The organism is Candidatus Saccharimonadaceae bacterium ML1 (assembly GCA_030253535.1).
Taxonomy (GTDB): Bacteria; Patescibacteriota; Saccharimonadia; order Saccharimonadales; family Saccharimonadaceae; genus Saccharimonas; species Saccharimonas epibionticum.
Genome location: CP124550.1, coordinates 703,083 through 722,241, shown reverse-complemented (window position 1 = coordinate 722,241; position 19,159 = coordinate 703,083). Strand labels below are relative to the sequence as shown.

Sequence of the window (19,159 nt, the reverse complement as noted above, 5' to 3'; positions counted from 1 at the left end):
TTTCGCGTACAATAACAGAGATATGAAACGAACGCTTACTCTTAATTCTACCCAAGCAATCGGTGAACGCGCGACGGTTGCCGGCTGGGTGCATTCGCGGCGCGACCATGGCGGGCTAATTTTTATTGACTTGCGTGATCATACGGGGTTGCTGCAATTAGTGTTTAATCCCGACCAGCCGCAGGCATTTGCGTTGGCGGAAGAGCTGCGCGATGAATTTGTGATTTCTGCGAGTGGTATGGTGTGCGAACGCGACGAACAATTGCGCAATGATAAAATTCCGACAGGAGGCGTCGAATTGGTCGTCGACGAACTGAGAATTTTGAATCGCGCGGAGACATTACCGATTCAACCGTTTGCTGATGGCAACCAAGCCGGCGAAGAGCTGCGCTTGAAGTACCGTTTTCTTGATTTGCGCCGCGGCAAAGTTCAGACGATGCTAAAAAAACGAGCTGAGATGTACAGGCTCATTCACCAGTACATGGACGAACGCGAATTTCTGGAAGTACAAACGCCGATTTTGGCAAATTCTAGCCCTGAAGGCGCGCGCGATTTTTTGATTCCATCGCGCCTGCATGAAGGCAAGTTTTACGCTTTGCCGCAAGCGCCGCAGCAATTTAAACAATTACTAATGGTCGGCGGCGTGCCGCGCTATTATCAATTAGCGGCCTGTTTTCGCGATGAAGATCCGCGAGCCGACCGCTTGTACGGCGAATTTTATCAACTGGACTGCGAAATGAGTTTTGTCGAGGATGGCGAAGAAGTTCGGCGTGAAGTCGAGCCGCTCATCAAGCAGCTGGCGACCGATTTTGCCGGCAAAAAACTGCTGAGCCAGGATATTCCGCGCATTCCGTATACGGAGGCGATGGAGTGCTACGGTTCTGACAAGCCGGATTTGCGTTTCGGCATGGAGTTGGTTGAGCTGACGGGCGTGTTCAGCAAGACTGAATTTGGCGTGTTTAAGAATGCTGAGTGTATAAAAGCGATTTGCGTGCCGGGCGGCGCGAACTTGAGCCGCAAGCAGATTGATGCGTTTACTGCGATCGCGAAGAGCGAAGGTGCGGGCGGTCTGGCGTATATTACTGTTGAGCAGCTGCCGGATAGCGCAAGCCTCAAATCTATTGATTCGGTGAGTATTATGAGCGGGCTGAAGTCGCCGATCCTCAAGTTTTTGTCGTCTGAGGAGATCATGAGTATACTTGAAGCGATTGGCGCACAGTCGGGCGATGCTATCTTCTTCGGTGCTGACACCCGCACCACTGTTAACGCTGTCCTTGGACGGTTGCGCAATGAATTTGCCGCGCACTTTAGTTTGAAAGATCCGAATGTCGTTGCGCTCGCCTGGATCGTTGATTTTCCATTTTACGAGTGGGATGACGCTCGCAAGAAGCTTGATTTTGGGCACAATCCGTTCAGCATGCCGCGCGGCGGCGGATCGGCATTAGACGCGGCGAGAACTGATCAGCAGCGCTTGGAAATAGTTGCCGACCAGTTCGACATGGTGATGAACGGCTATGAGATTTGCTCGGGCGGCGTGCGCAATCACAATCCGGCAGTGCTCTACAAAGCCTTTGCGGCGCTCGGTTATGATCGTATGTACGTTGATGCGAAATTCGGTGCTATGATCAACGCTTTCAAGTACGGTGCGCCGCCGCATGCGGGTTGTGCCTTCGGCGTCGATCGGATATTGATGGAACTACTCGGGGAGCAGAACGTGCGCGAAGTTCTGGCCTTTCCGAAAAACGGCAACGGTATTGATGCCATGATGGACTCGCCAAGCAGCATCGAGCCAGAGCAGTTCAAGGAATTAGGGCTGTAGACCAAGACGGCGTCAGCTAGTCAGCTAGGATATGCAGCCGAGCTGTTTTCGGGAGATGTATGATAATCGCCAGTCTCACGTAATAAGTTCACAACTTGACTATTGCGGATGCTTCATATAATCCATCAAAATCTTGCGTAAACCTGGATACGGTATGTCCAACTCTGTCAATTCTTCTCGCGTAAAATAGCCAATCGCTGCTACGTCATCGCTTGGTCGTGGCGTGCCATCAACGATCCTTGCTGCAAAATAAATCGCCAAAAACGGTACTGCCACACCGCCAAATTCGTAAACTTCGGGGAAGCTGCCGAGGAAATTTTCGATGCGCACCGTCACGCCCAATTCCTCCTTGGCCTCGCGCATCGCCGTCGCCTCCAGCGACTCATCCAAGCCGACGAAACCGCCGACCGACTGCCAAGTGCCTTTGTATGGGGCGAATTTTCGCTTTGCGAGCATCACCCGCCTCGCCTCATCAAAAATAACTAGCCCAGCCGTCGGCGCTTGATTGACGAAATAGCTGTATTCGCACGCCTCGCACTGCAAATGATTGCCACCGCGGTGCGTGAAATCACCGCCACATTTCGGACAAAATTTATATAGCTTGAGGGGCGATTGAGGGTTAGTGGCTTGGGTCATAGGGTACTCCTTTGCTGATTATTAAACGCTAACAAAACTGCTTCTTTGCCTTGTCGGTATGCTGTGTCGCTATTGCAATAATCATAGTTGCCGCCGCGACCGCAGGGATATATCCGTTTTGTGAGGTAAAATTCGTGAACTTTGTCGACCGTCTCGTTGAGGCCGATGAGGGGCAAGGGATAAGCGTTTTGGATGTCTTGGATCGTAATGTCTACAGGATCTCCGAGAGATTTGAATTGTTCGATGTGGCGTAATTGATTGACGACTAGTTGCTGCATTTTGTATCGTGTCATAGCCTTAGTTTTATCACCAAGTGATACCTCGACAGAAATAGGAGTATAACCGTCACGAGCTAGTGCCGGACATAAATTTTGCAAGACTGAAACTCTGCGGAATATGAAACTATCTTCTGGAAAGTAGATCGCTGTACCATCTAGCTTGTGATTACCGCCAAAAACAAGATGAAACACCCGTATGTCAAGCTGTTTTAGTGTAGAACAATAGCCTTCTGGCTTTTTATCATCACCTTGCGTGATGTCGAGCATATAGTATAGGGGCAAAGTAGAAACAGGCGTGTCGTATTGAAATATTTTACCATTCGCCGTAACAGTTTTTCGAGAAACGTTTACTGATTCGACCTTGTGGTTTAAGAGTATCTTCCCAGCTTGCTGAGAAATAGTTTTCGTGAGGGTTGTTATGGCTCCACGTTGAGGGTAGTAGTAATGCTTTTTCGGAGGTAATTTTTGTATTGCACCACGCTTTATCTCTGTGATAGGTACACTGGCAGGTTGAGATAATGCCCACGTATAGTCAAGCCTGTCGAGACTGATTTGCCATTTTTTCTCTTCGTAGGGCAGGAGGACGTTATTTGTGAGATACTCACCATAGTGTGCCAATAGCCATTCTTTGTAGGTTGCAGGAGTCACGTTGTGCTTCATGCTAAGTTCGATTTGGCTAAGGACTTGCTTGGTAGTTTCTTTTGGTAAATCAATGAGATTGCGCTGAATAGGGAATCCGACGAGCCCGAACTCCTTCAGGTAGACACTCTCTTGGAGGGGGTATTTGTTGTAATTTCCATTCAAAAAAACGTAAGATATCCTTTGAATTGTCAGAATCGTCAAGAATTAAAATTTTTGGACCAAAATCGAAACAGCAACCAGTTATAGAGGTCAAACTACGGCATAAGCCACCAATTTCTGGTTCTGCCTCCAACAGGAGACTTTCTATGCCTAAGCGCTGAGCTTGCACTCCAGCACCCAGCCCGGCCATTCCTGCGCCTAGAATTAGAAGAGGAACTCGTCTATGAATAGTGGTCATTTGCCTCCTCGTATAAGCTCAGGCTACTCCCAGCATCAATCCACCAGCCATTAATTTGCGAGTAGGTGTATGTTCCTTTTGCAGCATACTTTTTGTTTAGCTCCCATATTTCCGTTTCGCCACGCTCGGAAGGTTTTAGCTGATCTATCTTATTAAAGACGTCTGGCGGGTACATATAAGTGCCGATATCGACAATGGCGGGAGTATGGCGGTTCTTATCCTTATCAAGAATTTCTGTGATGTGATTACCATGCGTTACTAGCGGACTATAGCCGGCGCTATCACGCATAAAGGCGCCGATAGCGTGTGCACCAAGCTGTTTGTTCAAGAAATACTCAACTGGTTTCTCTAAACTATCATCAAATAGTACGTCACCGCATGCAACGACGATTTTGCTGTCGCCGACATGATTGCGGACTTGGTTTATAGCCGTGGGTAATCCCTTACCGTCAGGATTTTGCCAAACATAACTAAGGCTTTGAACGCCCAAATCTGAGCCGTCTCGTAAGGTATCTAGGTATTGTGATGCATGACGCTGATCAATAAGTAAAAGAATATCCCGGATGCCAGCACGAGATAATTGACCAATTACTCTACTTACCATTGGCTTGTCGCCAATAGGCAAAAGTTGCTTACTTGTTCTCTCTGTTAATGGTGCTAGTCGAGTGCCTCGTCCTCCTCCTAAGACGACGCCCTTCACTTCTCTTGATTTTACCTCCATATATAGTAAACTATAGCACATTTATGCAGCGCTGAAGGAATGCATGCTATCTACGATGCATTTTCTCATTGGCGAACTCATGTGGATAGGAGGTAGTCATTCAATGAGGCAGTGGTATAGGGCTATCATAGCGAATCTTGACCAGTGGCGTCAATCAGCCGTCACGTCATACAGTTTCATGCGTTATACTAGGAAAATGAATGTGACCCAATTTCAGCAATTGATCTGGCAAAAAGGGAAACAACTCTACCGTCCCATGCCTTGGCGTGAGCGACCGACATTCTACTACGTGCTTGTCAGCGAGATTATGCTGCAACAAACCCAGGTGGGGCGCGTGCTTGCGAAATTTACTGAGTTTACGCGAACATTTCCGACCATTGATTCGCTTGCGGCGACAGACTTGCCGCGCGTGCTGGCGGCGTGGCAGGGGCTGGGCTACAATCGCAGGGCAAAGTATTTGCACCAAGTAGCACAAGCGGTGGCTGCGAATGGCGCGTCACATACGCAAGCTGAGCTTATGAAACTACCAGGTGTCGGTGCGAATACGGCTGCAGCTATCCTGAATTATGTCTATGAAATCCCGACGTCGTTCGTCGAGACGAATATTCGTACGGTATATTTTCATCATTTTTTCGCTAATGAAACGCGCGTGAGTGATCGCGACGTTCTCGTAAAAGTCACCGAAACAATAGACACCGCCCGGCCGCGTGAATGGTTTTGGGCGCTGATGGACTACGGCGCGGAACTTAAGCGCCAAGGTTATGGGAGGCTAAGCCAAAGCAGGCATTATGTCAAGCAGCCGCCGCTTAGCGGCAGTATCCGTCAAATGCGCGGCGAGATCATTCGCCGCTACACGCATGGGCAATCGGTCGCGCAGATGGCGCACGAGCTAAGCGGCGACCCGCGCTTTGCGGCGGCGCTGCGCAGCATCCAAAACGACGGATTGATAAGCGAATAATGAAGCAGCTTTTGGCCTTGCGGCAATTTGACCATTTTACTAAAGTGCGCGATAATTAAAAGCACATGAAGCGAGCATATGTTCTGTTAGTGTTGGCGGCTGCTCTGGTGGTGAGTCCGCTTGTGCACGCCGAAGGCCCACAACCGATTGTGTTTAGCAGCACGCAGCTTGCACTGATCCGCGCGAACTGCGTGTCGGTTCGTTCGTCGTTGCAGCGGCTGCATGTAAACGATACGCTTACACGGGTGAACCTGGCGCGCGAGTATGAGACGATTTCAGATAAGCTGATGGCGCCGATGAACAGCCGTATCGCGCTTAATAAACTTGACGGTGTTGCGGCTGCGAAAACGACGGTTGAGTTTAGTCGCGAGCTTGCGACATTCCGCTCAAGCTACCAGCGCTACGAGGAGAGTGTTACGAAAACGATTGATATTGACTGCCAGGAGCGCCCCGTTGACTTTTACCAGATGATTGAGTATGCGCGTATGTACCGTGCTGAAGTCCGTCAAACCGTGATGAAAATGAGCGAGTTGATCAAAAAATACCGCGCGCAAATTGATACGATTTACCAAGCAAACGGCAAAAAACAAGCGGGAGCAAAATGATGGAGGAAGCTGTCGCGCCGCATCTTAATCTTAACCAAGTCGCCGAGAGCCGCCGCCGGAAATTCCGCTTCGCGAGCATGATCGTCTGCGTGATTGCGGTGGCGTGCACGCTCACGGGAATTTCGCTGCACATTTACAACGCGAGCGGAGCAGTGCAGGTTGATTTGAGTCGTCCGGGCTACCAGTCGGTGCGCAAAGAAGCTACCGCCAACACGTCGGACGAGCAGTTCTCGGCGACAGGCAATCTCGACACCAAAGCATACTCGCAATTTAACGCGATGTACGACCGCCACGCCAAACGTACTGTCGACGCGCCGAGTTTCGGCGAAGAAGCGCTGTCTGATGATTCGCTGCAAATTTTTGCTAACACAAGTGCGAATAACGCGGCTAATCCCAGCTCAAGCGCGCCAGAAAGCCCGCCTGCACAATGAGCCAATTGCTTGACCCGAACGACTTTATCATTACTCGCAAGCGTAAAAAATACCGCTTCGCCCTATTCGCAAACTCGCCGCTCTGCTTTGAGTTCAGCGAGTGGGCGCCGCGTGCTGTTGATGTGTTGGAAATCGGCGCGGGAACGGGGTTATTTAGCGTGGAGTTGGCAGCGCGCCATCCCGAGCAGACATTTGTTGCGCTTGATGTTAAGGGCGATCGGCTGCAAAAAGGCGCGCGCCAGGCGGAGGTGCGCGGGCTTAGTAATGTGTTTTTCGTGCGGGCGCGGGCAGATCAATTAGTAGAACTCGTTGCTGCGCGATCGCTCCGCGCAATCTGGCTCACGTTCCCCGATCCGTTTCCGCGCCAGCGTTCGGCGGGACGCCGGCTCACGCACCCGCATTTTCTGCGTATATATGCCGAGCTGTTATGTTCTGATGGTAAATTGTTGCTTAAACATGATAACTTTGACTTTTTCTGCTGGAGCCTAGAGCAACTTGTCGCGGCGCAGTGGCTTATTCAGGAGCTGTCGTTTGACCTGCACGAATCAAATTTGTATGATGAGTATAAAATTAAAACTACCTACGAGCAGCGTTGGCTGGACGAAGGGCGAAAAACGAATTTTGTCTGCGCGAAGGCGCCTGCAAGATAGTTGAAAGATGAACTGGAGAAAAAAATCATGCCACATATTCACACGCAGCCAAATCAGCACGATGCTAGCGTGACAATGTTTATCATATGTATGGACGGTAATCAGCCACAGTTGTTGATGCATATGCACCGCAAACTTGGTAAGTTGATGCCGCCGGGCGGGCATGTTGAGCTTGATGAAACGCCGTGGGCGGCGGTTAGCCACGAACTTCAAGAGGAGACGGGTTATCGGTTGACTGAATTAGATATCATGCAGCCGAAATTGCGTATGAAATCAGCACGTGACATTACGGTTCATCCGCAGCCATTCGCGAGCAATACGCATGCGGTGACGCCGGAGCATTTTCATACTGATTTAGATTACCTCTTTATCGCGCGATCAAAGCCGAGCGCGCCGCCTGCTGAGGGTGAATCAACCGACTTTCGTTGGATGAGTGCAGCAGATGTTGCAGCACTCGACGAGACGCAAACATATCCGAATATTCAAGATTTTTGCGCCTATGTGTTTGAAAAATTGTTGCCAAGCGACGTTTGGGAGACTGTGCCGGCGACGAGCTACGACACAACAGATACCACCGCGAAATTTACTAGCAAGGAGGAGCTATGACAATTGATGATTATTCGCGACAAGCTCTTCGCACATTGCTCGGCGAGCATGCTTACGGCGAGGTTGACGCTAAATTGATGGCGCAAGTGTTGGGCTTGGGCGGTGAATCGGGCGAAGTACTCGAAAAATTCAAGAAAATCTTGCGCGACAAGCAGGGTAGGATTTCTGATAGTGATCGCACGGCGATTGTTAAAGAGCTTGGCGACGTTCTTTGGTATGTTAATGCTATCGCTCATCTCGTTGGCTCAGACCTTGAGGAGGTCGCGCGTCTCAATAACGAAAAGCTCGCTAGCCGCCAGCGCCGCGACCAACTGCAGGGTAGCGGTGATAACCGCTGACTTTATGCTGAAATAAGCGTCTTTATGCGGTGGGCGCGTCGTTAGCGTTATCAAATTTTTCCGTCGTATTCGCTTTTGCTAGCTGCTCTCGCAGCCAACCATCAATCGTACCTGCGCCCATACACAGTACCAGTTTGCCATCGCGCCGCGCTGCTTCAATATGCTGCCACAACTCGTCGTTAAGTTCGGCATAATGGACGGCATTACGATTCGTTAGATTGCTCGCTAATTCTTGTGGCGTTAATATTGGCAGCCTTGGATCTTCGCGCGTTAGGTACGTCGGCAGCCAGTAGATCTCTTCGGCAAGCTCCATACAGCCGTCGTATTGGTCGCGGATTTCGTGTTGGCGGACGTTTTGATGCGGCTGATAAACGAGCACGACACGGTCTGATAGCTCGCGTGCCATCTGCAGCGTGGCGGCAATCTCAACCGGATGATGTCCGTAATCGCTGTATAAATTATCTGCTAACTTTTCAAAGCGGCGCGAGGTGCCGGGGAAGCTTGACAGCGCTGCCAGCACGGCGTGCTGCTGCCCGAGTTTCAAATATTCGCAGGCTTTCGCAATGAGCGTTGCGTTGGCGCGGTTGTGTGCGCCCGCTAGCCGAAGCGGCATAACCTCGCTATCTTTGAGCAGCCACGTGTTTTTCGGCGTTTGCAAACCGGAAAATGTGTCGCGCAGCCACATGACAGTTTGCTTTGACTGCGTTAAAAAGCGCTCAAACGCAGCGCGGTAATCACCTTCGGTCGGGTAGGTGTCCGGGTGGTCATAGTCAAGCGACGTTATGATCGAAATGTCAGGCTCGAAATGCAAAAAATTATAATCAAACTCATCGCATTCATACACAAAGTAGCGTGAGTTCGGATCAAAATGTCCGGCAGGAGCAAATGATGTCGTCGCCCCGATCGAAAAGCTTACCGGTATATCCAGCTGGCGAAATACCCACACCATCATCGCCGTGGTGGTAGTTTTGCCGTGCGTGCCGGCGATGGCAATGAGGTTGAGTCTTTTTTCGCCGATGATGTAATTAATCAACTCGTCGCGTTTCGCTAGGTGCAATCCTAATTCGCGTGCTTTGAGCAACTCCGGATGGTCGTTCGGCAAGCCGGCGGTGTATACAAACCAGTCGATTGATTGCTGCCGGTGGCAGTACATTAAGTAATCGCCCGTTTGATCGGTGCTCACGGGAATACCGCGCTCTTGCAATTCGCGCGTCGTGAGGCTTTCCTGCGCATCGCTTCCGTGCACAATATGACCGGCGTCACGTGCGATTTCTGCAAGCGGCCCCAGCCCGACGCCACCGATACCCGAAAAGTAGATATTCATATCTTTAGTATAGCATGCTCGGCGCTTATGGTATGGTATACTAATAGAGTATGAAGGTGGGGCGATAGTGGCAGACAAGCGCTCAATTCGGCGCGACATCAAAAAATTGCAGCGCGTCAAAACGTGGCAGCTATTGATTTTATTGATTCTGGCAGGGTTTCTATCAGCAACATTCCTGCGTCTCAATAATACGGGCATGGTACAGCGCCGTAATGCTGTCGCTGCCGCCGATAAAGTAGGCGATACGCAGCAAATCACCGAGCGGCTGGCGGAATTACAGCGATACACTACTGCGCACATGAACGCAAGCAGCAGTGTAATTTATTTGCAGCATCAATATGATCGCGACGCGCAAGCGGCGATTAAGGCGGTGTCAAATACTTCATCGGAAGGCGCTACCGCCAATGCGCGCGCCGAAGCCGTTTGCCATCCGCAGTACTCTGGCTGGTCGACGGCATATATGCAGTGTGTTTTGGCGGAGCTTGCAAAATATCCGACGTCAGACAAGCTTGCCGAACCGAAGCTGCCCAATACCGAATTATACCGCTACGAATTCGTATCGCCATTGTGGTCGCCCGATTTTGCTGGGTTTAGTTTGCTGCTGGTCGGTTTTTTGGTTTTTATCATCATCGTGCGGTTGATTAGCATGGGCATTTTACGAATTTTGCTTCGCCGCCATTACCGCTTGATTTGATTCTGAACTTGCCCGCTCCAACCCTCATCGACGGTCAACCCAATCACTGCATCAAATAATTCTCTATCTATTAATCTTTTGTCTTGTAGATACTGTCGTAATATCGGTACCATGTGTAAGCTTGCCCAATTAATATATTGATTAGGCGATGGGCGACCTTTAGCGCGTAATTTATTAAAAGACACTTCTAGTTCATTAAAGGATGGGTGCGCATCACCAAGTAACTCTAGACCCAAGAGACCGCCGATAGTACGACTCGCAACTGCATAAGCAAATAATTCATTATATACCGCACGCCAATTGTATCCTGCGGGCAGCCTTATTTTACGAGGTGCTATGTTTGTCTGGTACGATGCTTTGGCGGAATCTGCAAACGACTGCGAAGCGTGCGCCAATAAGTGCGTGTACTCATGAAAAATTGTCACCATAGTGCCTTGTTTTGTAGCTCTACTTAAGTTGCGTGGCGGGCGCAGTAAAATAAAATCAGTACTTCTAATAGCATGGCCAGCCGCACCAAGCGGCCGTAGACTTGGTGGTAATAAAAATATTTTTACATCACGCACATTATTCTCAGATAGCCCTAGAAATATTGCTAATCTTCTGAGCGTGTATTCAACATTATGGCATGAAAACTGGTTTATGTAATGTTGCCACTGCGCTAATAACGCCTGATTCTCGTTCCATAAAAATTCGAACTGCGAGCGTAGTGGTTCACTAATCTTTATGATCTTTTGTGCGTCATGGCTTTGAGCATTTCCGCTATATAATTGCGCTAATAATCCGTATGGACTAGCTTGCTGGTGTAAAATTGCTCGTATAGCATTTAAGACCGGCTCATTTTCTGCCGTTATCATCTGTTGATAATAGTCAAGTAATTTCTCATTGTGTGCATATGATCTATCCCACTGTGCTACCACTTGGAGCCAGTAAAAAAATGCTACAGTATCATCAAGTTTTGCTCGCAACTTCACATCATTATTGCCCGTTGTGTCGTGTGGTAAAATATCCGCCGCCATATCGTGTTCATATTCTATGATTATAGCACGTTCTAACATCGCTCAATTTATTTTGCGCTATAGAGGTAGCAGGTGTTGACACGGCTATACGGTATACGCTAAGCTAACAGGTGTAACCAGACACTTAAATAGGAGGTATCACTTATGGCGTATCAGCACACGAACTCGAAAGGCGTTACATATTACTTGCACAAGACTGAATCCGTTCTGCGCGGCGGCAAGCACCAAATTATCTACTTTTTTGCCAAGGTAGCGAAGAATAAAAAAGGCACGCCGTGCGACTTGCCAGAAGACCGTTTTGTTAAAGAAAATCCGCGCAACGGCTTTTTGACTGTCTCGAAGAAGAAAGACGACGATTCCAATAAAGCGGAATAAGAGGAATAGTTTTAGAGTAGCCTCGCTTTAGGGATAAGGGCGGGGCTATTTTATTAGATAAGTCCGAGCGGCATAGCTAGAGGAGAAGAATGCATGGCGACACGGTATAGCGATAATATCATTGACATTATTAAGTTCACTGCTCGCAGCGCTGTACTTGAAGATTATATAATCTCTTGGGGTTATAAGCTGCTTGATGTACTGTATCGGGTATCGCGGTATGATGAGATTGAAGCAGTTCACGAATTAATTTTGGAATTTTCGGCGCTAACTGAACGCTATGGCGAGTGCGTACATTCTTTTCGTGAAGATATAAGTGTTAGTTTACTTGAAGCGTGTCAACTTAGGCGCGATGTAATGGCGCGCGGCGATAATTCTCAGGAGTGGCTGCACTATGCCGCCGATATGATCGTGGTGCTAAATAACTTGTATCGGGATAGAACTATTGAGAAATATACGTGCGGCGATGGCGTGATGGTGGACATTGCAAACTATCGCGCACAAACTGCGATCGACATGAAGCGCCCAAAGGTGGAGACGGAATATCTAGAGGAAAATCTCGCGTATCTTGAGGCGCAAATATTACAATAATAAGCGCTTGCGCTTTTTTTCGAAACACGATATGCTACATATAGAAACAAACAGGTGCCAAACTTGCCCTTCGTTCCCCGACGAAGGGCTTTTTGTTTGGTAGTGCGCGGTGCCTTTTATGCCAGTCTCAGACCCCGCAAAATAATTGTAAAAATGTAGTAATTATGTTATAATACGGCGTATGGGCAACTATAGATCTTCTGGGAATTTTATGCCGTCAATATCGCTTGACCAGCCTCTGCCGGGGATAGATGACATGCTGGAGGCGTGCCAGAGCGGTGGTAATGTCGATTCAACGAACTCGCACGAGCGTCAGCGAGAACGGGAGGATTTACTCGCTATGGCGATTGAAGAAAAAACTCTGAAAGCGAAAATTGATGCAAAACGCCGCGATAGCGCAGGAAAACGTGCGCTTATTGCGCAGTGGCGTGAATGCAACTACGTGCTCTACCGAGCACTCGCAGCGCGCGCGGGCATTAACCCTGAATCAATCGTTTCGAAGAACTTGAGAACAGGCAAGATCGTGTATCACACAGAAGCGGACGGTTATGTTACGGTACTTGCGGCGCGGCGTAAACTGTACGATGATACCACCCGCCGCGAACAAGAAACGCAAAAAATAACAACGCTGCAGGTACGACGTGAAAGTGTGTCCGTGCGACAACAAAAGTCTGCGAGTAGGCTAGGGCGATGCATAGTTGCAGATACTACTAATTTACGCCGCTGGGAAAGCTTTGACCACGCTGAGCGCGCTAGCGGCGCATATCTTGAACGTGATTGATGAATGCTTATGCAAAATAAATAATTCCGTGGTGGGGGCGGCTGGACTTGAACCAGCGACCAACAGGTTATGAGCCCGCTGCTCTGACCACTGAGCTACGCCCCCGCCTGAGGCTATTATAGCTGATTTTGCCCCGTTCGGCTATAATAAAATCATGATATCGCTTATGCGTTCGAAACAATTCATGCGTTATATATGGCATCGTTACGCGACGTTTAATACGGGCGTCACGATCGTAGCGGTGTTTGTGGTATTGAGCTGGGCTTGGGGCGCGGCGTCGACGATTCAGGCGAATTTTGAAGCGCAAAAAGTCGTCGAGGAGCGGCAGCGCGAGCGCGACGTGTTAGAGCTTGAGGTAGCAACATTGCGCTACCGACAGAATTATTATCGCAGCGATGAATTCAAAGATTTAGAAGCACGTTCAAAATTAGGTTTGGCAAGTCCTGGCGAAAAAGTATTAATTTTGCCGCCCAACAGTGAGCACGTCCACCAGCAAGACGAGCAAGATCAAAAACTCAAAACAGCGGCACCGGCGGAAAAACCCGCGTCCGGGTCTAATTTTCAGCAGTGGATCAATTTTTTGTCGGGCAAAAGCGCCTCGCGGTTGCAAAAGTAGCTGTCGGCGTGTATAATGATGGCTGTATCGCGGGGTGGAGCAGCCTGGTCAGCTCGGTTGGCTCATAACCAACAGGTCGCTGGTTCAAATCCAGCCCCCGCTACCAAAAAAGGCGTTTCATGTTTTGGAAGGCCTTTTTTGTTTAGAGCTTTTGCTGCACAGCACGCAAAACGCGCACGACTCATCGTACGTAATTTGAGCATGCCGCGACCAACTAACTAGTGCACTAATTTACTCGCGGCGACACGTACGACTTCGCTCCAGCTAAGAAATGCGTGCTGCGTGTCGGCAATATCGCGCGCGGATAGTCCGAGTCGAACAGCAAGAGCGAGTTCGTGGATGATTTCGCCCGCATCAGGCGCGACGACGGTGGCGCCTAAGATAGCACCTTTCTTATCGGTAATAATTTTAGCGAATCCATCACGGAAATCGCTGGTATTAGCGCGCGCGACGATGGTGAGCGGCGCCAAAGCTTTATTGACTTTCAGGTCGCGCTTGATGCAGTCGTCCTCGGTCAGCCCGACCGATGCGACGCTCGGCATCGTGAATGTGACGCGCGGCGTAGCGGTATAGTCTGGCGCGAGCTGGCTTTTGCTAAACATATTATGCGCTGCGATTTGCGACTCCAGCAGGGCAGTGTGCGTGTGTTCGGCGTGCCCGACGACATCGCCCGCAGCGTAAATATGCCGAGCGCTCGTTTGTAAATATTCATTTGTTTTTATGCCGGTCGGGTCATACTCAACGTGTGCGTTTTCGAGACCTAAGTCAACATTTGGCACGCGTCCTGCTGCTACTAAAATTTCTTCAACGCGAATCGTTTTTTCGACGCCGCCGCGCAAAAAGCTAACGCGGTACCCAAGCCCGTCTTTCACGATGGCGACGGTGCGGGTTTGCGTGAGCGCGGTGACGCCCTTATGGTCTTTCAGATAGTGTTCAAGCAGCCTGCCGACCTCCTCTTCCTCTTTCGGCAAGATGCGTGCCGCGATCTCTGCCAAGTACACTTTCGTACCGAAAATCGCCATCAGCTGCGCGATCTCTACGCCAATAGAATCTGCGCCGATAATGTATAAACTTTTCGGCGGGCGGATTGATTCAAGCATTGTGCGCGGCGTCAGATACGAGATGTCGGTTAGCCCTGGAATGTCCGGCGCGATCCAGCGCGAGCCGGTCGCGATCAAAAAATGTCCGGCGCTGATATGCTTGCGATTGATGGAGATTTCGTTTGGCGACAAAAATTGCGCGTGCCCGGCGTACGTATCGATATTATGTGACTCGTAGAATTTACGATTGCCAGCGGCGCCAGTGCGCTTGACCGCTAAATCTTTCCAAGCGCGCAAGCTCGGATAATTATAGCTCAGCGTACCGGAGCGTAACCCGAATTTTGTGCCGTGCCGCGCTTCGTCGTATAAATACGCTGCGTGCAGCAAGGCTTTTGTCGGTATGTCGCTCCAGTTTGGCGAGTCGCCGCCGAAAGTATCTTCTTCAATGATAGCAACGCGCTTATTGGCGCGCGCTGCGATGGTAGCCGCTGCTGATCCGCCCGCGCCGCTGCCGATAACGATAAGGTCATAATCGAAATGATTTTTTTTAGCCATAAAGCCTCCTACATGATTGTTTTGTGGTGTTTGTATAAATATGCTGCGTCGGGGTGGAGCGGCTTGAGCGCTAGCGCTGCCTGTATGCGTATGTCGGTGGTGGTAATTTCGGGTTTATTCGTACACCAGGCGGCGACAGTGCTGCAGATGGTAGTTGCGGCGTCGTGGGCGAGTCCGTCCGGACTGCCGGTACTAATACAAACGGCGTAAATGCTGGCATATAATTTGCCGGGATCAAACGGTTCGTTCGGCCGCTTGCCCTGGCGTTTGACGACGTCAACGGCGAGGCTGTTCATAGACCCGCCGCCTTTACGGTGACGTCAGCGACTTGATTTGCGTATAGGTAGAATCCGAGTACGATGAGCCCCGTGCCGGCGGCGAACTGCAGAAAGCGTTTATTGCGTTCGCGCCAACGCTGGATGCCACTCAGCGAGTGTCCGCTGCCGATGAGAATAGCAACGAGCAATGTGCCGAGCGACGCGACGATTGTATATAATGCAATGCCAGCGATCTGCCATTGGAGTGGTAATGCGGCAAGCGAGATTGCCGCCGCGGCGGCGGGTGCTGCGATAAATAATAGCTCGGATGCGACGCTTGCCAGCCCAAGGCTATACGCTTCGGTAGCCAGTGAGGCTTGAGCTATGCGCTGCTGTAAAAACCGCGAAAAACCGCGCGGGATCCATAAGCTCGTGCCGTCGCCGCGGCGGTAGTATAGTAACCACACAAACACGCCGATACTTGCGAGCAGAATGGCAATAATCGTCCATGCTTGCGGCGTTGATATGCTGCGGTAAAAGCCGCTTGCGATACAGCCGGCGAGCGATACAGTTAGCAATGTCATCGTCATGACACCGCCTAAAAACCCGCCGGTTAGACGCTGCAGCATTTTGTTCGGCGCTTTTCGTCCGCGTGCATAGCTTGAAAGCGCCGTAATAATACTGACGCCCAGCTGAAAACTGGCGTGAATAAGCGCAGCGAGCGCGACGACACTGAGGGCGGTTAGGGTATCCATGTTTGTCTTCGTAAATCCTCTCATAATATTATAGCGTAAGCGGTGTAAATATGTAAAGATTTTTTCGTAAAACTATTGCATTTATGGTAAGTTTATGATATTATAAAAATATTGATACTAATACAAAAAGAAAGAAGCAACAGCAATATGAAAATCATCGCCGGCAAATTAGCTAACAATTTTACCAATAATGACGCTACCTGGAATCGTTCGCGTTCGCTTGCCGAGCTGCGCGCATTCGTTGCGGCGCACGATGAAGCGCTTGAGGTTGAAGATTTTGAGCTGTAAGCGTTAACGCATTTTATGTAAAATGATTGTATGGCACGCGAAAAACGCAGCATATTATTTGCCACAAAAAATCTCGGAAAATTAGCTGAGTTCGAAGAAACTTTCAATAAGTTCAGCACTGGTTACGAGATAATATCATTTCGCGATCTTGCTTACGACATTCCCGACTGCGACGAAACGGGTGCGACGTTTGAAGAGAATGCGCGCTTGAAAGTTCGTAACGCGCGGCGGCATCTGCGGGGAGCTGATAAAAATTTAATTGTCGTCGGCGATGATTCTGGTATGCGGATATCATGCCTAAATGGAGAGCCGGGCGTCTACACGCGCCGTTGGAACGGGAGCGAGATGACCGACGAAGCCATTATCGCTTATTGCCTTGACAAGATGCGTGGAGCGAATAATCGCTCGGCAAAGTATGTTACGTATTTTGCAGTTTCGACTCCTGATGATGATATAGCAATAATAAGCGGCGAGAATCGCGGCGTTATTCTTGAACGCCCGCGGTGCAGTTCGCTGCTACCAGGGCTGCCATTTCGAGCGTTATTTTTCGTACCGGAATTAAACCTGATGTTTCATGAAGTTAGAGAGCTTTCTGCCGAAAAACGAAAGGGCTACGTTCTCGGTCATGAGCAGGCGATACAACAAATCGTTGATTATTTAGATAAATAAAAAATTGGCGGAAAATCCGCCGAAAAATTAGCTTGGTAGCACTGACTGGGATCGAACCAGTGACCTTAGGCTTATGAGTCCTACGCTCTAACCAACTGAGCTACAGTGCCATAGCGCTATAATTATACCAGACGTGCGCGTGAATTTCTAGCAGCTTTGACGCTGGGTGTAGTCGACCAATCCGAATATGACTTTGCTAGTGTCCTGCTAGATCGACGACCTTGCGCCATATCTTTTTAGCCCTCTTCAAATTCGCTTCGTACTCCGCCGGTATATATCCATATAGTTTCGTGAGAGAATTTAGAGGACCTGCTATAAATCCGTTGCGAAGCATTTCGTTTTGAGCGTCATGGTAGTCGTCTTTGGTCAAAAGCACTCCCTGTATATGAGCTGAATCAATTGCTCCCTTGTGTTTAATCTCTCCAGTATTGAGTTTTGTATGAGATATGACCGGTACGGTTCCCTTCAGAGCGATTTCTAACGCCTTTCGAGCCGTTATCTCAAGCCAGCGCTCTCCCGTAACCAGTGTTTGCAAGTATGCCTCTAAATGTTCGGTATCCGTTTTATTTAATTCAGTGTACGGAAAATTGGTTCCCGCGCCAATGTGAAGCGTAATATCGTATGGACTGGCAATTGTTTCGTCTGACAATAATATTTTTTCCGTACATAATAATAGCGTAGAAGACCCGTATATAGAATGCCTGTGCGTATCGCCCCAGCTTGCGAACGCATATTCATCTAAGCCTAGCGACTCATCAAGAGGCAGCGTGTGAGTGAGTTTGCCTTCCCTTCCGGCAGGACTTTTGCCGGCTTGATGGCGCTGTTTTGAATAGTATTTAGGTTCTCGGGCTCTGTCGAGTGTGTGAGCGGAAGCCCGTCTAGCAGCATCTCTTCAATTTTACCGATGGCACGCTCTTCTTTTCTGGTTGTTGACTGTTGGAGCGCTTCATAGTTGCGAGCGTTCTCTTCTAGATCAACCTTGTCAAGTAATTGCCAGGATAAACATGGGAGGTAGGCGAGATTTTCTGGTGCTGACATGCATAAAATTATACCATATTTTAATAAAAATGCAATACACTGCGGCGGCAGCTATCATACGCCGAGTAATAATGCGATGCTGTTATGCGCTATACTGGATACGTGAAAGCAAGAAGCAGCGGTAACCATATCTTAGCGGTGAGCGGCGGCGTTGATTCGGTGGTGATGCTTGATATGGCGCGCCGCCGCTACGGTGCAGCGCGGCTGATTGTGGCGCATTTCGACCACGGTATCCGTCCGGAATCGGCAGCGGATGCGCGGTTTGCGGCAGCGCTGGCGACACAATACGGCTGCGTATTTCGGGCGCAGCGGGCGGAGCTGGGCGCGCGTGCGGGCGAGGACGCGGCGCGGCGGGCGCGATATGATTTTTTGTACGCTGCGGCGCGGGATTTCCAGGCTGATATTTGGCTTGCGCACCATCAAGAAGACGTGGTGGAGTCGGTGGCAGTGAATCTGACGCGCGGTACGGGCTGGCGCGGGCTGGCGGTGATGGATCGTCCGGGGCTGTATCGCCCGCTGCTATCTATGACGAAGCGGGAAATTTACGCGTACGCATGCCGGTATCGCTTGGAATGGGTTGAAGATGAGAGTAATCAAGAAGATAGTTATTTGCGGAATCGCTTACGTCGCAAAATATCAAAATTGTTATCAAATGACGACCAGGCGCGTATCGTACAGCTGCGCAACAAACAGATTGCCATAAAGCATAAAATGATTGCCGAAACGGCTTCCCTATTGCCGAATACGCGGCAGGCGCGTTATTTTTTGACGCAAATTCCGCGCGCTATCGCCGAAGAGATGGTACGGATCGTCATTGAGCGGGAAACGGGCGTACTGGTGGCGCGCCCGCATGCTGCGCGGGCGCTTGCAGCGATTCAGACGCTGCGTATTGGCGCAGTCCACCAGGTGGCGGATGGCGTATATCTAACGATGACGAAAAAAGGGTTCACGATTGGGCGGCAAGCGTAACGCGCCCGTTCGTTTATAGCTATACGTGATGATAGGCATTTGCCGTCCGAGCATAGTAAAAGCCTATCAAAAATGATATAGTGAAAAGAGTTTTTCTGATTGTTAACCGA

The 19,159-nt window shown here is 49.7% G+C and carries 26 protein-coding genes and 3 tRNA genes; 16 read left to right on the top strand and 13 right to left on the bottom strand.

What is annotated here, in order from left to right:
• The first annotated feature begins 22 nt into the window (after positions 1–22).
• Entirely contained in the window at positions 23–1,819 is a 1,797-nt protein-coding gene (aspS, locus tag SEML1_RS03765; RefSeq protein ID WP_376753885.1) for an aspartate--tRNA ligase, read from the top strand.
• A 99-nt stretch (positions 1,820–1,918) separates the two neighbouring features.
• Here the strand turns inward: aspS and SEML1_RS03760 are convergent, their stop codons facing one another.
• Genes SEML1_RS03760 through SEML1_RS03745 form a run of 4 tightly spaced genes read right to left on the bottom strand, consistent with a single transcriptional unit; the run spans position 1,919 to position 4,493 of the window.
• Complete coding sequence (locus SEML1_RS03760) at positions 1,919–2,455, bottom strand: NUDIX hydrolase (RefSeq protein WP_376753884.1); 537 nt, start codon at positions 2,453–2,455, stop codon at positions 1,919–1,921.
• Positions 2,452–3,537, bottom strand: a complete 1,086-nt coding sequence (locus SEML1_RS03755; RefSeq protein WP_376754437.1) for an FAD-dependent oxidoreductase — start codon at positions 3,535–3,537, stop codon at positions 2,452–2,454. The genes SEML1_RS03760 and SEML1_RS03755 overlap by 4 nt, the downstream gene beginning before the upstream one ends.
• Positions 3,443–3,772 carry an NAD(P)-binding protein gene (locus SEML1_RS03750; RefSeq protein ID WP_376753883.1) on the bottom strand — a complete coding sequence of 110 codons (330 nt, stop codon included), beginning with the start codon at positions 3,770–3,772 and terminating at the stop codon, positions 3,443–3,445. The genes SEML1_RS03755 and SEML1_RS03750 overlap by 95 nt, the downstream gene beginning before the upstream one ends.
• Complete coding sequence (locus SEML1_RS03745; protein WP_376753882.1) at positions 3,756–4,493, bottom strand: sugar phosphate nucleotidyltransferase; 738 nt, start codon at positions 4,491–4,493, stop codon at positions 3,756–3,758. The genes SEML1_RS03750 and SEML1_RS03745 overlap by 17 nt, the downstream gene beginning before the upstream one ends.
• Before the next feature lie 196 nt (positions 4,494–4,689).
• Between SEML1_RS03745 and SEML1_RS03740 the strand changes: the two genes are divergently transcribed.
• From SEML1_RS03740 to SEML1_RS03715, 6 genes are all read left to right on the top strand, one after another.
• A complete protein-coding gene (locus SEML1_RS03740; protein WP_376753881.1) occupies positions 4,690–5,451 on the top strand; it encodes an HhH-GPD family protein in 762 nt (253 codons plus the stop codon).
• Between the two features lie 65 nt (positions 5,452–5,516).
• Positions 5,517–6,056, top strand: a complete 540-nt coding sequence (locus tag SEML1_RS03735; RefSeq protein WP_376753880.1) for a hypothetical protein — start codon at positions 5,517–5,519, stop codon at positions 6,054–6,056.
• Entirely contained in the window at positions 6,053–6,487 is a 435-nt protein-coding gene (locus SEML1_RS03730; protein WP_376753879.1) for a hypothetical protein, read from the top strand. The genes SEML1_RS03735 and SEML1_RS03730 overlap by 4 nt, the downstream gene beginning before the upstream one ends.
• On the top strand, positions 6,484–7,137 hold the full coding sequence (gene trmB / locus SEML1_RS03725) for a tRNA (guanosine(46)-N7)-methyltransferase TrmB (protein WP_376753878.1): 654 nt from the start codon (positions 6,484–6,486) through the stop codon (positions 7,135–7,137). Before SEML1_RS03730 ends, trmB begins: the two co-directional genes overlap by 4 nt.
• Complete coding sequence (locus tag SEML1_RS03720; RefSeq protein WP_376753877.1) at positions 7,138–7,743, top strand: NUDIX hydrolase; 606 nt, start codon at positions 7,138–7,140, stop codon at positions 7,741–7,743. It abuts the gene before it with no gap.
• Complete coding sequence (locus tag SEML1_RS03715; protein ID WP_376753876.1) at positions 7,740–8,081, top strand: nucleoside triphosphate pyrophosphohydrolase family protein; 342 nt, start codon at positions 7,740–7,742, stop codon at positions 8,079–8,081. Before SEML1_RS03720 ends, SEML1_RS03715 begins: the two co-directional genes overlap by 4 nt.
• Before the next feature lie 22 nt (positions 8,082–8,103).
• On the opposite strand, the gene SEML1_RS03710 is transcribed toward SEML1_RS03715, so the two are convergent.
• Positions 8,104–9,405: a UDP-N-acetylmuramate--L-alanine ligase gene (locus SEML1_RS03710; protein ID WP_376753875.1), complete on the bottom strand. Its 1,302-nt coding sequence runs from the start codon at positions 9,403–9,405 to the stop codon at positions 8,104–8,106.
• A 67-nt stretch (positions 9,406–9,472) separates the two neighbouring features.
• On the opposite strand from SEML1_RS03710, the gene SEML1_RS03705 reads away from it, so the two are divergent.
• Positions 9,473–10,099, top strand: a complete 627-nt coding sequence (locus SEML1_RS03705; protein ID WP_376753874.1) for a hypothetical protein — start codon at positions 9,473–9,475, stop codon at positions 10,097–10,099.
• Here the strand turns inward: SEML1_RS03705 and SEML1_RS03700 are convergent.
• Positions 10,084–11,115, bottom strand: coding sequence for a hypothetical protein (locus SEML1_RS03700; protein WP_376753873.1), 1,032 nt, complete (start codon positions 11,113–11,115; stop codon positions 10,084–10,086). The two genes, SEML1_RS03705 and SEML1_RS03700, sit on opposite strands and share 16 nt — an antisense overlap.
• A 144-nt stretch (positions 11,116–11,259) precedes the next feature.
• On the opposite strand from SEML1_RS03700, the gene SEML1_RS03695 reads away from it, so the two are divergent.
• The 3 genes from SEML1_RS03695 to SEML1_RS03685 all read left to right on the top strand — a co-directional run bounded on the left by SEML1_RS03695 (position 11,260) and on the right by SEML1_RS03685 (position 12,862).
• Complete coding sequence (locus tag SEML1_RS03695) at positions 11,260–11,490, top strand: hypothetical protein (protein ID WP_376753872.1); 231 nt, start codon at positions 11,260–11,262, stop codon at positions 11,488–11,490.
• Positions 11,491–11,583: 93 nt separating this feature from the next.
• Complete coding sequence (locus tag SEML1_RS03690; RefSeq protein WP_376753871.1) at positions 11,584–12,081, top strand: hypothetical protein; 498 nt, start codon at positions 11,584–11,586, stop codon at positions 12,079–12,081.
• Between the two features lie 181 nt (positions 12,082–12,262).
• The gene (locus tag SEML1_RS03685) at positions 12,263–12,862 is read left to right on the top strand and encodes a hypothetical protein (RefSeq protein WP_376753870.1); all 600 of its coding nucleotides are present in this window, start codon (positions 12,263–12,265) and stop codon (positions 12,860–12,862) included.
• A gap of 29 nt (positions 12,863–12,891) precedes the next feature.
• Here SEML1_RS03685 and SEML1_RS03680 read toward each other — a convergent pair.
• Positions 12,892–12,967: transfer RNA gene (locus SEML1_RS03680), tRNA-Ile, on the bottom strand.
• A gap of 49 nt (positions 12,968–13,016) precedes the next feature.
• On the opposite strand from SEML1_RS03680, the gene SEML1_RS03675 reads away from it, so the two are divergent.
• Both SEML1_RS03675 and SEML1_RS03670 read left to right on the top strand, forming a co-directional pair.
• Positions 13,017–13,478: an FtsB family cell division protein gene (locus tag SEML1_RS03675; RefSeq protein ID WP_376753869.1), complete on the top strand. Its 462-nt coding sequence runs from the start codon at positions 13,017–13,019 to the stop codon at positions 13,476–13,478.
• A 28-nt stretch (positions 13,479–13,506) separates the two neighbouring features.
• A tRNA-Met gene (locus SEML1_RS03670) sits at positions 13,507–13,584 on the top strand.
• A 112-nt stretch (positions 13,585–13,696) separates the two neighbouring features.
• Here the strand turns inward: SEML1_RS03670 and SEML1_RS03665 are convergent.
• Genes SEML1_RS03665 through SEML1_RS03655 form a run of 3 tightly spaced genes read right to left on the bottom strand, consistent with a single transcriptional unit; the run spans position 13,697 to position 16,109 of the window.
• A complete protein-coding gene (locus SEML1_RS03665; RefSeq protein WP_376753868.1) occupies positions 13,697–15,073 on the bottom strand; it encodes a dihydrolipoyl dehydrogenase family protein in 1,377 nt (458 codons plus the stop codon).
• An 8-nt stretch (positions 15,074–15,081) separates the two neighbouring features.
• A complete protein-coding gene (locus SEML1_RS03660; RefSeq protein WP_376753867.1) occupies positions 15,082–15,369 on the bottom strand; it encodes a hypothetical protein in 288 nt (95 codons plus the stop codon).
• Positions 15,366–16,109, bottom strand: coding sequence for a hypothetical protein (locus tag SEML1_RS03655; protein ID WP_376753866.1), 744 nt, complete (start codon positions 16,107–16,109; stop codon positions 15,366–15,368). The genes SEML1_RS03660 and SEML1_RS03655 overlap by 4 nt, the downstream gene beginning before the upstream one ends.
• 123 nt (positions 16,110–16,232) lie before the next feature.
• On the opposite strand from SEML1_RS03655, the gene SEML1_RS03650 reads away from it, so the two are divergent.
• Both SEML1_RS03650 and SEML1_RS03645 read left to right on the top strand, forming a co-directional pair.
• Positions 16,233–16,373, top strand: a complete 141-nt coding sequence (locus SEML1_RS03650; RefSeq protein ID WP_376753865.1) for a hypothetical protein — start codon at positions 16,233–16,235, stop codon at positions 16,371–16,373.
• 30 nt (positions 16,374–16,403) lie between these two features.
• Complete coding sequence (locus tag SEML1_RS03645) at positions 16,404–17,042, top strand: non-canonical purine NTP pyrophosphatase (protein WP_376753864.1); 639 nt, start codon at positions 16,404–16,406, stop codon at positions 17,040–17,042.
• A gap of 33 nt (positions 17,043–17,075) precedes the next feature.
• Here SEML1_RS03645 and SEML1_RS03640 read toward each other — a convergent pair.
• The 3 genes from SEML1_RS03640 to SEML1_RS03630 all read right to left on the bottom strand — a co-directional run bounded on the left by SEML1_RS03640 (position 17,076) and on the right by SEML1_RS03630 (position 18,080).
• Positions 17,076–17,152 (bottom strand) — tRNA-Met (locus SEML1_RS03640).
• Between the two features lie 86 nt (positions 17,153–17,238).
• Positions 17,239–17,691 (bottom strand): hypothetical protein, encoded by a 453-nt coding sequence (locus SEML1_RS03635; RefSeq protein ID WP_376753863.1) that lies wholly within the window; start codon positions 17,689–17,691, stop codon positions 17,239–17,241.
• Positions 17,692–17,786: 95 nt separating this feature from the next.
• Positions 17,787–18,080 (bottom strand): hypothetical protein, encoded by a 294-nt coding sequence (locus SEML1_RS03630; protein ID WP_376753862.1) that lies wholly within the window; start codon positions 18,078–18,080, stop codon positions 17,787–17,789.
• Positions 18,081–18,182: 102 nt separating this feature from the next.
• On the opposite strand from SEML1_RS03630, the gene tilS reads away from it, so the two are divergent.
• Positions 18,183–19,049, top strand: coding sequence for a tRNA lysidine(34) synthetase TilS (tilS, locus tag SEML1_RS03625; protein WP_376753861.1), 867 nt, complete (start codon positions 18,183–18,185; stop codon positions 19,047–19,049).
• Positions 19,050–19,159 lie beyond the last annotated feature (110 nt).